Origin of the sequence: Gymnodinialimonas mytili, assembly GCF_037544085.1 — a bacterium.
Taxonomy (GTDB): Bacteria; Pseudomonadota; Alphaproteobacteria; order Rhodobacterales; family Rhodobacteraceae; genus Gymnodinialimonas; species Gymnodinialimonas mytili.
Genome location: NZ_JBBIFW010000001.1, coordinates 528,610 through 541,028 on the forward strand (window position 1 = coordinate 528,610; position 12,419 = coordinate 541,028).

Genomic DNA, 12,419 nt, shown 5'->3' on the forward strand with positions numbered 1-12,419 from the left:
GCCATGGGTCAGATGTACCGGTTCACGATATTTTCGAGGTATTCCTGGCGCCCCGACACGGGTTGAGGCTGCAAATCCTCGGCCAGCACCCGCGCCGACAAGTCATCCAGCGAGCGTTCACCGGCCAGCATCGCCTGCGCCTCGGCCGATTGCCAACCGGCATATCGGTCGCGGACGAAATCGGGCAAGGTGCCCTCTTCGATCATTGCGGCGGCGGCCTTGAGCGCCTGGGCGCAGATATCCATCCCGCCGATATGGGCCATCAAAAGGTCGTCCGGCTCAATCGATTGGCGCCGCAACTTGGCATCGAAATTCGTACCGCCCGCGCCGAACCCGCCATTTTGCAGGATGTAGTAGTAGGTCAGTGCCACCTCGGAGACAGAATTCGGGAACTGATCGGTATCCCAGCCCGACTGATAGTCGTTGCGGTTGATGTCGATGGAACCAAAAATGCCCAAAGCCGCGGCGGTGGCGATTTCGTGTTCGAACGTATGACCCGCCAGGATCGCATGACCCTGTTCGATATTCACGGTTACCTCATTCTCAAGCCCGTGGCGCTTGAGGAAGCCGTAGACCGTCGCGACGTCGAAATCATATTGGTGCTTCGTGGGTTCCTGGGGCTTGGGTTCGATCAGGATCTGGCCTGTGAAGCCGATCTTGTGTTTGTGCTCGACCACCATGTTCAGGAAGCGGCCCATCTGCGCATCTTCTTGTGCAAGATCGGTGTTCAGCAGGGTCTCATACCCCTCGCGCCCGCCCCAGAGCACATAGTTTTCCCCGTCCAGACTGTGGGTGACCTCCATGCAGGATTTCACCAGCGCACCGGCATAAGCGAAGACATCGGGGTTGGGGTTGGTCGCCGCACCGGCCATGAAGCGGCGATTGCTGAACATGTTGGCCGTGCCCCAAAGCAGCTTGACGCCGGTCGCTTGCATCTTGGCGGCGAAGATATCGCGCATCTCCATCAGATCGCGGTGATTGTCGGCGAAGCTGTCATGGTCGGGCTTCACGTCGAAATCGTGGAACGTGAAGTAGGGCGCGCGGAGCAGGCTGAACATCTCGAACGCGACATCGGCCTTGTGGCGGCTCAGTTCCATATTGTTGGCGGGAAACCAGGGTCGGTCAAAGGTTTGGCCGCCGAACGGGTCGGTCCCGGGCCAGACGAAGTTGTGCCAGTAGCAGACAGCGAAGCGCAGGTGGTCTTCCATCCGCTTGCCCATCACCATCTGGTCGGGATCGTAGTGGCGGAAGGCCATAGGATTGCGGCTATCTGGCCCCTCAAACGGGATCGGGTCGATATCGCCAAAGAAACCAGTGCTCATGTCAGGGCTGCCTTTATGTTCGGGTAGAGAGAGCGATAGCGCGCATAGGCGGCGTCATAGGCCGGGCGCAGATCATCGCGGGGGTCAATGGTCTCGGAGACGGGGGGCGGTGTCATGATTTGATCAATTGCGGCGCCGTCGGCGGCCATGCCAAGCCGCGCCGCGCCAAGCGCCGCGCCAAATTCGCCATCCGCCGGGCGGCGCAGAGGCAGGCCCAGGATCGTTGCAAGACTTTCCAGCCAAAAGCGTGAGCGGGTGCCGCCGCCAATCGCCAGCACGCTGGAGAGGTCCGCGCCGGTGGCCCGCAGCGCCTCAAGCGAGTCGCGCAGGGCGAAGCTGACACCCTCCATCACCGCGGCGGTCAGCGCATTGCGGTCAGCGCCGATATCAAGGCCCACAAAGGCGCCCCGGATGGCGGCATCGTTGTGCGGCGTCCGCTCCCCCGAAAGGTAGGGCAGAAAGAGCAGATCCGAGGGGCCATCGACCCGATCCGGCAGCCGCGCAGCCAGGTCTGCCGCCTGCGCATCCATGGTGCGGGCGAGCCAATTCAGGCAATCGGTGGCTGCCAGAATGACGCCCATCTGATACCAGCGATCCGGCACCGCGTGGCAGAAGGTATGCACGGCGGTCGCGGGTTCCGGCGCGAAGCTGTCACGCGCGGCCAGGAGCACACCGGACGTGCCGAGCGACACGAAGCCCTGCCCCTCTTGCAAACAGCCGACACCGCAGGCCGCCGCCGCGTTGTCGCCACCGCCGCCCGCCACGATTACCGCGTGATCCAGGCCCCATTCGCTGCGCAAGGCATCGCGCAATTGATCGGAGGGCGAGGAGCCTTCCACCAGATCGGGCATCTGATCGCGGCGCATATGGCCCGCTTGCAGCAACCGATCAGACCAGGCGCGGGCTCCGACATCCAACCACGTGGTTCCGGCGGCATCCGACATCTCGGCGACATAATCGCCGGTCAGCCAGAACCGCAGGTAGTCTTTGGGCAGCAGGACTTTGGCAATCTTGTCGAAGATTTCAGGCTCATGTGTTTCGACCCAGCGCAATTTGGGCGCGGTGAAGCCGGGGAAGACGATGTTGCCGGACAACGCGCGCACATCGACCGCAGCATCCAGATCCGCGGCCTCCGCCGCGGCGCGGGTGTCGTTCCAGAGGATACAGGGGCGCAGGACGTCACCGGCGGCATCCAACAGGGTCGCGCCATGCATGTGACCGGCCAGACCAATGGCGCGGATCGCGGCAAAGCCGGTTGGCTCCGCCTCGCGCAGCTTGGCCACGGCCTCTGAACAGCCCGCGATCCAATCGGCGGGGTCTTGTTCACTCCATCCCGGGGCGGGATGCTGCACGCCGTAGCTCGCCTCGGCGGCGGCCGTCACGCGCCCATCGGCGTCGACAAGCACCGCCCGGATGCCTGACGTGCCCAGGTCCAATCCCAGATACATATGTCCTCCCAAAACCGCCAAGCGCGGGGCAGTTGTATTATTTTAGTGAGTAAAAAATTTCATGAGATCGGCGACGTGTCAAGCCTTTCCGCATCGATTGGTGTAGCGGTGAAATTGGGCTGGCGCACCGGACCCGGATGAGGAACTCTGCCATGCGGAGGGATCGGGATATGGCACGCACAATTGGGATTGATGTCGGGACAACCTCGGTCAAGGCCGCGATCATCGATGCGGATGGCACGGTTTTAGATACGTTTTCCGAAGGCTACGCGACCCTGCGCCCCCGGGATGGGCATGTCGAGCAAGATCCGCGGGATTGGATGCGCCTGGTCAACGCGGCCTTGGCGGCCTTTGCCGGGCATGACGTGACCGCAATCGGTTTGACGAGCCAGGTGAACACCCATGTGTTCACCGATGCGGCGGGCACGGCCCTGGCACCCGCCATCCTGTGGCAGGATGGCCGCGCGGCGGAAGAGGCCGCAGGCCTCGATGCGCAGGTCAGCCCCGCACAGAAGCAGGATTGGTGGGGGGCGCCGATGCCCATCGATGCCAGCAATGTCCTGTCGCGGATGGCCTGGATGGCGCGACACCGGCCCGAGATCTGGGACCAAACGCGCTATGTCATGCTGCCCAAGGATTATTGCCTGTTTCATCTGACCGGTGCGGCGATCAGCGATCCGTTGTCGAATATCGGTCTGGTGGGCCCCGATCTGGCCCATGTGTCCGGCGCGTTGGACATGGTGCCCGGCGCGGCGGACCGGATCCTGCCACTGGCCCAACCCTGCACGCAGATCGGGGCGGTGCAAAGCGGCCCGTTCCGGGGCACCCCGTTGATCTGCGGCACGATGGATGCCTGGGCCGGTTTGGTCGGCACCGGCGGGGCGCGGGACGGCACGATGATGTATCTCAGCGGCACCAGCGAGATCCTGGGCATCTCGTCCAGAAAAGTGGTACCGACCCCCGGCGCCATTGTCTTTGCCGATTGCGATGGGGTGCGGTTGCACGCGGCCCCCACCCAAGCGGGTGGCGACGCGGCGGCCTGGTTTGCCGGAACGCAGGGCCTGACGCTGAGCGATATGGCCGATCAGGTCACCGCCCCCCGCAGCGCCGCCACGCCGCTTTTCCTGCCGCAATTGGAAGGGGAGCGCGCGCCGCTTTGGGATGCCGATCTGCGGGGCGCGTTTCTGGGTCTCAGCCGCCAGACAGATCGCACGGACCTGGCCCGCGCCGTCTATGAAGGCGTCGCGTTCAGTGCCCGAATGGCGCTGGAGGTGCTGGAGATCTCTGCCGATGTCACGGGCGCGCGGATCAGATGTGGCGGCGGCGGGTTCCGCTCTGTCCCTTGGGCACAGATCCGCGCCGACATTTTGGGCAAAGAGCTGCACGTGCTGGCCGCCGGAGAACCAGGGACCTTGGGTGCGGCCAGCATGGCGGCGATTGGGGCGGGGATCCATGACAGCTATGCCGAGGCTAATGCGGCGTTGGCACGGTTCGATCGAGTTTACACACCAGACGACCAGGCCCACGCGCGCTACAACACGCTTTATGAGCTTTATCGCGAGGCCATCGAGATCCATGCCGATCTTGGCAAACGCCTGATTGCGGCCAATCGGTGAAAAACAGTTTTGACCCGCGCCACAATCGTTAGGATGGGCGCCATAAAACAAAACGTATTGGGAGGAGACCCGTCCATGAAGATCCTGTTTGCATCCGCAGCCATCGCCCTATCCGCCAGCGCGGCCTGGTCCCAAAGCGTTGCGGTGATCACGCCCTACCTCGCCCAGCCCGGCACCCAGGCCTATGTCGAAGGGTTCGAGGCCGCCGCAGCCGAGCGGGGATGGGAGGTCGATGTGATCGACACGGCGGGGGATGTGGCCGCCGTGATCAGCCGGATCGAAGACGTGGTGCTGCAGAATGTCGATGCCATCGTCATCAACGTGGACCCGGCCCAGGTGGGGGTTGGCCTGCAAGCTGCCACCGATGCGGGCATCCCGGTGATCGGCATGGATGCGGGCAGTGACCCGCTGGTCGCCGTGAACGTGACCTCGAACGGGTACGCGATGGCCGCAGAGACCGCTGTCTACGCCGCCAACCGGATAGAGGGCGCGGGCAATGTGGTGATGTTCGTTTTCGACGCTTTCCCGCCGGTTCAGATCCGCGGTGTGATCGCCGATGCGGTCTTCGGCAATTTCCCCGATATCGAGGTGCTGGACCGGATCACGCCTGACGTCTCGGATGGGGGGATCGCCGATAGCCGCGCGCAGATGGAGGCGGTGCTGGCCGCCAATCCCGAGCCAGGTTCGATCGCGGCGGTTTGGGCCGCCTGGGATCAACCCGCCCTCGGCGCCTTGCAGGCCATCGAAGCGGCGGGTCGCGGCGGGGAAGGCATTGTGATCACCGGGATCGACGCCAACCCACAGGCGCGGGACGCGATTGCCGCGGGCGGCAATTTCGAGGCCTCAATTGCCCAGGATTTCATCGGGATCGGGGCGGCCGCTGCAGATGTGGCCGGGCGCCTGATGGCCGGCGAGGAGGTGCGCGAGCGTGTGATCTATGTGCCGACGCAGATGGTGACAATCGCCAACGCCGCTGAGTAGGCCGACATGCGCCATGGCCTGCGCCAAGCGGGCACCTTGCTGGGCTTTGCAGGCATCATCGCCTTCTTTGCCTGGCAATTGCCCGACACGTTTCTGACGCCCCGCAACCTGATCAATATCAGCCAACAACTCAGCATGTTGGCGGTGGTGGCGGCGACCATGACCATCGTGATGGTGATGGGGGATTTCGACCTGAGCGTGGGGTCGATGGCAAGCCTGGCGGGCATTGTGGCGGCGATGCTGTTCGTGGCGGGCTACCCGGTTTGGGTGGGCCTTGGCGCGGCGTTGCTGGTGGGGTTCTGCGGCGGTGTGTTCAATGGCGTGCTGGTATCCGTTTTCGGCATTCTTCCCTTCGTGGCGACACTCGGCACGCTGACCGTCTTCAGCGGGACAGCCTTTCTGATCAGTGACGGGCGCACGATTTTCGGGCGCGATATCCCGGCGGGCTTTTCGAGCTTTGCCCGGGGCGGTGTCCCATTGGACGGGCTGGGATTGGAGGGGGTCGCCCTGCCCTTCCTGACGCTCTGCGCGGCGGCGGTGATCTTTGCCTGTTGGTTCCTGCTGCACAAAACCGTACCCGGGCGACGGCTCTATGCGATTGGCGGCAACCGAGAGGCCGCGCGCCTGTCGGGCATCAATGTCACGTGGTTGCGCATCTTGGCTTTCGGGCTGACCGGTCTTGGCGCCGCGACGGCGGGCCTGATGCTGGCGGCGCGCGTCGCCTCGGCCAATCCAACGCAGGGCGCGGGCCTGATGCTGGACGCCATCGCGGCGGTGTTTCTGGGCATGACCATGACCCGGCAAGGCGAACCCAGGGTGCTTTATACGCTGGTGGGCGTGGTGATGCTGGGCATCCTGGACAACGGCCTGACGCAAATGCGCGTCGACAGCTATGTGCGCGAGATCCTGGTCGGGCTGATCGTGATCACCGCGGTGGGCGTCGCATCCTATTCCAAGGCGCGGCGGCGCTAGACCTGCGTCGCCGCATCCTCGGCAATCGCGCGCAGATCCGGACGCCCCGCATCGCCGACAACCACAAAATTCGACCCATCATTGCCAAAAGTGACCATATCGAACGCGTTGATTGTGCGGCTCGCGAATTCGGTATTGGGCGCGTTGGATTGGATCTGACACAGAGCCACCACGGCCCGGTCGCCATCGGTATAGACCAATTGTGCCACCGGCCGACCGGCGGCCACCAACAGGCGCGCGCCTTCGAATTGCAGGCCTTTTCCACTGAGATCGGGGATGCGCACCTCGGTCTCCAAGGTGGCGCTGAGCCAGGTTTCGATATGCGCCGCTTCCTCGGCGGGCACCTCGACCAGATGGCGGACCTGCTCGGCATAGATGGCGTGGTAATCGGCAATATCCTCCAGCCAGCCACCCCCCGCCGAGGCCAGTTCGGGCGTGGTGTTCTGACCGGCGAGGAACCCGGCGCCGCCGCCAATCGCCAAAGCGCCCGCAAGGGAAGCCGCGATAAGCCCGAAGGACGAGCGGCGGGTTACCACCGGCTCGGGCGAATTCGCAGGCTTGGATGGCGCCTCGGGCGCGCCCTGAATTGCTGCGGCCAGCGCAAACGGCACTGCCTCATCCAACTCAGCGGCGAATTCGCGTTGCGCCAGAGTGTCGGCGGCCATCAAATCTTCCAAACGCCGCTGCAGGGCGGGATCGGCCTCCAGCGCGGCTTCGACCGAGCGGGTTTCATCGGGCGACAATTCACCATCCAGAAAGGCGCTGAGCTTTTCTTCATCAAACGCCATGGGACGCCCCCCCGGTATCTGACATCGCCTGCGCCAGCAGCTTTCGGGCGCGATGGATCCGGCTCATGATCGTTCCGATCGGGATCTCGAACAATTCCGCCGCCTCGGCATAGCTGTAGCCTTCAACCGACACGGTCAACAAAACCGCCGAAAGATCTTCGGGCAGACGGGCGATGTGCGATTGCACCTCGGTCACGGCCAGGGCGGCCTCGCCGGTGTCCACAGAGCGCAGTTCATCCGCCTCGTCGGCGGGCACCTGCCCCTGTCCCACGCGCACGGTATTTTTGCGTAACTCGCTGATCCACAGATTGCGCATGATACGAAACACCCAGCGATCCAGCGGCTGCGTGGGATCCCATTGATCGGCACGGCTGATAGCCCGCAGGCAGGCCTCCTGCACCAGATCATCCGCCTCCGGTGCGGACCGCGTGAGCGACCGCGCAAAGCGCCGCAAGCGCGGCAACAGGCCGATCAAATCGCGTTTCAGATCGCTGGACACAGCGCTGATACCCCCGGCGGTAACTGGCCACACCGACCAGCCCGCTCTTTTTGACCCGGGACGCGGCTGGGTGCAACTCAACACCTCATCCTTAGATATTTTTGCAACCAAACCCATACGCGGCGCACCTGAACTTACTTTGTTTCATTGGGTCTACGCGCGACCCGGCAAAAAAATTTCAAAAAAAGTGCACACCCCGCGAATAAAGCGATGACCCGAGGCGTAGTCGAGGCAGCAAGGGACGCAACACAGCGTCGCCGAGCATGACTTTGACAGAAGGATTTTTCATATGCACCGCAGCTTGTTTGCCGCTTTTCTCGCCTTGTCCACAGCCGCCGTGGCGGCACCCTCATTCGCTGAGCCGGTGGTGGGCATCGACACCCAATTGGGCCAAGTCATTGCCGCAGCCGATGGCAACATGACGCTGTACACCTTTACGCAAGATGCGCCGAACCAGTCGAATTGCTACGACAATTGCGCCAGCGCATGGCCACCCTTTCTGGCCGCGGACACGGCACAGCCCGAGGGTGCGCTTGGCATTGTCACGCGCCGCGATGGCGCGCGGCAATGGGCGCTGAACGGCCAGCCATTGTATTTCTGGCAAGGCGATGCGGCCCCCGGCGATGTCACGGGCCACGGTGTCGGCGGCGTTTGGTTCGTGGCGCAAAACTAAGGAAGGGCCGAACGTTTCCCCATTCGGTTTTTCTGAAGCCCACTGCCCTGGCCGGACCCTTTGTCAAATCGGCAAAGGCGGCGGTGTCCCCACGCTGATCGGCCGGGGCAGTGGCCCAAAGAATTTTGAACAAAGCGATTTTAGTAGGTAATTTGAGTAGCGTAGCGCGGCCGTGGGGATGTCCCTGCGGTCGCGTTTTTTTGCCCGGTGCGGTGGACCTTGTCCGCCGGGTGCACCAGCGCCCGGCACGTGACGGCGCCTTTGCGGCCCATAGCGACCGTTACACAAGTGTCATGGGCAAGCCGACTGGGTGTTACGTACCCTCGCTACGATAGATTGGTCTCGCCAGACGGGACGTGATTTGACGACGAGGAATACGATAGATGACACGGATTCTGCCCCTGGCGCTGTCAGCCGCGATGCTTGCTGCGCCGGTCTTTGCCCAAAATACCGACGTCTCCGGCCCGCTTGTTCTGTACACATCGCAGCCCAACGAAGATGCCCAGCAAACCGTCGACGCCTTCATGGCCGCCTACCCCAATGTCGAGGTGGATTGGGTTCGCGACGGTACAACGGCGATGATGGCCCGGTTGGAGGCCGAATTCGTGGCGGGCAACCCGCAGCCGGACGTGTTGCTGATCGCAGATATGGTCACGATGGAGGGCCTTGAGGAAGCGGGGCGTCTGATGGCCTATCCTGACGCCGATATATCGGCCTACGATCCGGCGATCATGGATCCCGAGGGCTACTATTTCTCGACCAAACTGATCACAACGGGCATCGTCTACAACACGGCTGCGCCCTTTGTGCCGACCTCCTATGCGGATTTGTTGCGCGATGAGGCACAGGGCCAGATCGCGATGCCGTCGCCGCTGACCTCGGGGGCCGCGACGATCCACATGGCCGCGTTGACGTCGCACCCCGATCTGGGCTGGGACCTGTATGAAGGCCTTGCCGAGCAAGGCGCCAACCCGCAGGGCGGCAATGGCGGCACTTATCGCGCCGTCGCGGGCGGTGAGCAGATGTTTGGCTTCGTCGTCGATTTCCTGCCGATCCGCGAGATCGCCAATGGTGCACCCGTCGCGTTTGTCTTCCCGGAGGAGGGCGTTTCCGCCGTGACCGAACCGGTTGCGATCCTGTCCACCGCGAATAACGTACCAGCAGCACAGGCATTCGTCGATTTCCTGCTCAGCCCCGCGGGTCAGCAATTAGCCGCTGATCAGGGCTATCTTCCGGCCCATCCCGACATCGCACCCCCCGAAGGCTTTCCTTCACGCGCGGAGATCACGCTGATGGGGTTCGACCCTGCCGAGGCTTTGGCCAATGCCGATGCCAACCGGCTACGGTTTGTCGAGATTTTCGGCCAATAAGCTGAGCGACTTCCTACGATACATGCGCAGCGGCGAGGGCGTGACCCTCGCCGTTTTATGTGTGTTTGCCGCATCGCTATTCGTGTTCCCCTTGGGTCTTCTGGCCCGCGTTGGGCTTAGCGATGGGGCGGGGTTTTCGCTGCGCCCGGCACTGGAAATGCTGGGCCAGGGCTCGGTCCCGCGCGCGCTTTGGCGATCACTGGAAAGCGCCACGGTCTCCGCATTTCTATCGTTGATCGCGGGAACGGGCGTGGCGCTGTTGGTGGGGCTGACGAATGTGCGCGGGAAGGCTTTGTTCACCTTCTTACTGCTGATCCCGATGATGATCCCGCCCCATGTGACCGCCATTGCGTGGGTGCAGGCGATGGGCCCCTCGTCACCGATATTGAATACGCTTGGGATTGCACCGGCGCCCGGCAGCCCGCATCCGCTCTACGGGCGGGGCGGTGTCATCGCGTTGTTGTCGGTTCAAAACATGCCGCTGGTGTTTTTGGTGGTTCTGGCGGCATTGCGCGCGCTGCCGCGGGAATTGTCGGACGCCGCGCGCGTCGCAGGCGCCGGTGGCGTGGTTATGTTGCGGCGGATTATCTTGCCGCTGCTGGCGCCCGCCTTGATCGCAGCTTACGGGCTGGCCTTCGTCGCCGCCCTCGGCAATTTCGGCATTCCGGCCTTGCTGGGAATTCCCGGGCGCTACGTGACATTGCCGGTGCTGATCTGGCAGCGTCTATCGGCCTTCGGACCATCAATGCTGGCCGATGTCGCGGTGATCTCGGCGGTTCTGGCGCTTGTCGCGGTAACAGCGGTGCTGCTGCAAACAACATTGCTGTCACGAACCCGGAACGCGCTGATCGGCGCACCGCAACAGGCGATGCGCATTGCATTGGGCCGCGCGCGCCCCTTGGTCGAAGGCGGATTGGCCGCGCTGGTGATCGTGACGTTCCTGCTGCCCATCACGGCACTGTTCGGGACCGCTTTGGTGGTGACCTATGGTCTCCCCCTGAACGCTGACACGATCACATTTGACAATTTCCGCGAGGTCCTATTCGACCAATCGGTGACCGCACGCGCGTTTCGCAATTCGACATTCATCGCCGGGCTGGCAGCCGCGATCATCGCAGGCTTTTGTATCCTTTTGGCGAAGGTATTGGCGGGACCGCAAGGCGCCGGTCGCCGGGTCGGGCTGGGTCTATCGACGCTGGCGGACATGACCTATGCGATCCCCGGATTGGTGATTTCGGTGGCGTTCATTCTGGCGTTCATCCGCCCCCTGCCTATCTTGGACATCTCGATCTACAACACGCTTGCCATCATCTTGTTGGCCTATCTCTGCGCGTTCTTTTCCGTTGCGCTCAAACCAATATCGGCGGCATTCCTGCAACTTGATCCGGCGTTGGACGAGGCGGCGCAGGTGGCGGGTGCGGGTTACGGCGCACGGATGTGGCGGATCGCCCTGCCCTTGGTCGCCCCGGCCGCCGCCTCCGGCGCCATTCTGGTATTTCTGACGGCCTATAACGAGGTCACGGTTTCGGCCCTTCTGTGGTCGACCGGCACCGAGACCATCGGCACAACGATCTACAATTACGAAGATGGCGGATCGACAACGCTTGCTGCCGCGATGTCAGCGGTCACAGTGATCGCAACCGTGTTTTTGATGGTGGCGCTGGACATGTTGGGGCGCAGATTGCCGCCCGGTGTGGTGCCATGGCGGCTTTAGATTGGACCGGGCAGTGCCCAACCCCCGGTGATCTTCAGGCCGATGGTCGCGCCGACCTCAAGCGACAGGCGCGATGAGACCGAGACAGGCGCGGGCAAGCTGGCGACGCTGAGGTCGGCCTCCCAATGGCCGCCGCGATACAAGGCGGAGGTGACATGGCCGACCAGATCGGCCCCATCCGTTGGCACCAATGCGACATCTTCGGGTCGGATCAATGCCTGCTTTGCGCCGGGCGTGCCCGCAATCGGGACCGGCATATCGGCCATATAAGCCTGAGATCCGCGCCAGGTGAGAGGTTGGATCGACCCGGCCCCGATGAACCGCGCGACCTCGGCACTGGACGGCCGGGCATAGATCTCGGTCGGCGGCGCCACCTGCAAGAACCGACCGGCGGACATCACCGCCATGCGGTCAGCTACGGCCATCGCCTCGCGTTGATCGTGGGTGATGTAGATAGTGGTCGCGCCGGACGCCCGATGGAACGCCACCAATTCTTGCTCCATCGTGTTGCGCAGATGCGGGTCCAGGTTGGCCAGCGGCTCGTCCATGAGGATCGTCTGGGCGCCCTGGGCCAGGCAGCGGGCCAGGGCCACGCGTTGCCTCTGGCCACCGGACAAATCCGCGGGTTTGCGTTCGGCGAAAGCTTCAAGCGCGACGGTTTGCAGATGTCGGTCGGCATGGCCTGCAGCCTCAGAGCGGCCCATCCCCGCCATTTCTGCAGGAAAGGCGACGTTGCCGCGAACATTCATATGCGGCCACAAGGCGTAGGATTGGAACACGAAACCCACATTCCGGCCCTCGGGCGGACGATGCAGCTCAGGTCCGCTGACTTGTTCGCCTGAGATCAGGATCTCTCCGTCGCTGACGGGATCAAGCCCTGCAATCAATCTCAAAAGGGTGGATTTTCCACATCCGGACGCGCCGACAATGGCGAAGAATTCGCCGGGCTCGATGCGACAGGTGATACCGTCGACGGCGCTCTGTCCAGCGAAGGTTTTGGAAACACGTCTTAAATCAATCCCCATCAGCGCTCGTT

Annotated in this window: 11 protein-coding genes; 6 read left to right on the forward strand and 5 right to left on the reverse strand. The window is 63.2% G+C overall.

The features are described from left to right. Positions 1-8: 8 nt before the first annotated feature. Positions 9-1,322, reverse strand: coding sequence for a xylose isomerase (gene xylA / locus V8J82_RS02530; protein WP_339971820.1), 1,314 nt, complete (start codon positions 1,320-1,322; stop codon positions 9-11). Beyond that, positions 1,319-2,770, reverse strand: a complete 1,452-nt coding sequence (gene xylB, locus V8J82_RS02535) for a xylulokinase (RefSeq protein ID WP_339971822.1) — start codon at positions 2,768-2,770, stop codon at positions 1,319-1,321. The genes xylA and xylB overlap by 4 nt, the downstream gene beginning before the upstream one ends. 170 nt (positions 2,771-2,940) lie before the next feature. On the opposite strand from xylB, the gene V8J82_RS02540 reads away from it, so the two are divergent. From V8J82_RS02540 to V8J82_RS02550, 3 genes are all read left to right on the forward strand, one after another. Next, the gene (locus V8J82_RS02540; protein ID WP_339971824.1) at positions 2,941-4,386 is read left to right on the forward strand and encodes a xylulokinase; all 1,446 of its coding nucleotides are present in this window, start codon (positions 2,941-2,943) and stop codon (positions 4,384-4,386) included. 75 nt (positions 4,387-4,461) lie between these two features. After that, positions 4,462-5,367 carry a substrate-binding domain-containing protein gene (locus tag V8J82_RS02545; protein WP_339971826.1) on the forward strand — a complete coding sequence of 302 codons (906 nt, stop codon included), beginning with the start codon at positions 4,462-4,464 and terminating at the stop codon, positions 5,365-5,367. A gap of 6 nt (positions 5,368-5,373) precedes the next feature. Beyond that, positions 5,374-6,339, forward strand: coding sequence for an ABC transporter permease (locus V8J82_RS02550; RefSeq protein WP_339971828.1), 966 nt, complete (start codon positions 5,374-5,376; stop codon positions 6,337-6,339). Here the strand turns inward: V8J82_RS02550 and V8J82_RS02555 are convergent. Further along, entirely contained in the window at positions 6,336-7,127 is a 792-nt protein-coding gene (locus V8J82_RS02555) for an anti-sigma factor family protein (RefSeq protein WP_339971830.1), read from the reverse strand. The genes V8J82_RS02550 and V8J82_RS02555 overlap by 4 nt on opposite strands. Then, complete coding sequence (locus V8J82_RS02560) at positions 7,117-7,626, reverse strand: RNA polymerase sigma factor (RefSeq protein ID WP_339971832.1); 510 nt, start codon at positions 7,624-7,626, stop codon at positions 7,117-7,119. The genes V8J82_RS02555 and V8J82_RS02560 overlap by 11 nt, the downstream gene beginning before the upstream one ends. A gap of 289 nt (positions 7,627-7,915) precedes the next feature. On the opposite strand from V8J82_RS02560, the gene V8J82_RS02565 reads away from it, so the two are divergent. From V8J82_RS02565 to V8J82_RS02575, 3 genes are all read left to right on the forward strand, one after another. Next, positions 7,916-8,299, forward strand: a complete 384-nt coding sequence (locus tag V8J82_RS02565) for a COG4315 family predicted lipoprotein (protein ID WP_339971834.1) — start codon at positions 7,916-7,918, stop codon at positions 8,297-8,299. Positions 8,300-8,682: 383 nt separating this feature from the next. After that, positions 8,683-9,669 carry an ABC transporter substrate-binding protein gene (locus tag V8J82_RS02570; RefSeq protein WP_439650027.1) on the forward strand — a complete coding sequence of 329 codons (987 nt, stop codon included), beginning with the start codon at positions 8,683-8,685 and terminating at the stop codon, positions 9,667-9,669. Next, positions 9,623-11,383, forward strand: coding sequence for an ABC transporter permease (locus V8J82_RS02575; RefSeq protein WP_339971836.1), 1,761 nt, complete (start codon positions 9,623-9,625; stop codon positions 11,381-11,383). Before V8J82_RS02570 ends, V8J82_RS02575 begins: the two co-directional genes overlap by 47 nt. Here V8J82_RS02575 and V8J82_RS02580 read toward each other — a convergent pair. Further along, a complete protein-coding gene (locus tag V8J82_RS02580) occupies positions 11,380-12,408 on the reverse strand; it encodes an ABC transporter ATP-binding protein (protein WP_339971838.1) in 1,029 nt (342 codons plus the stop codon). The two genes, V8J82_RS02575 and V8J82_RS02580, sit on opposite strands and share 4 nt — an antisense overlap. Between the last annotated feature and the right edge of the window lie 11 nt (positions 12,409-12,419).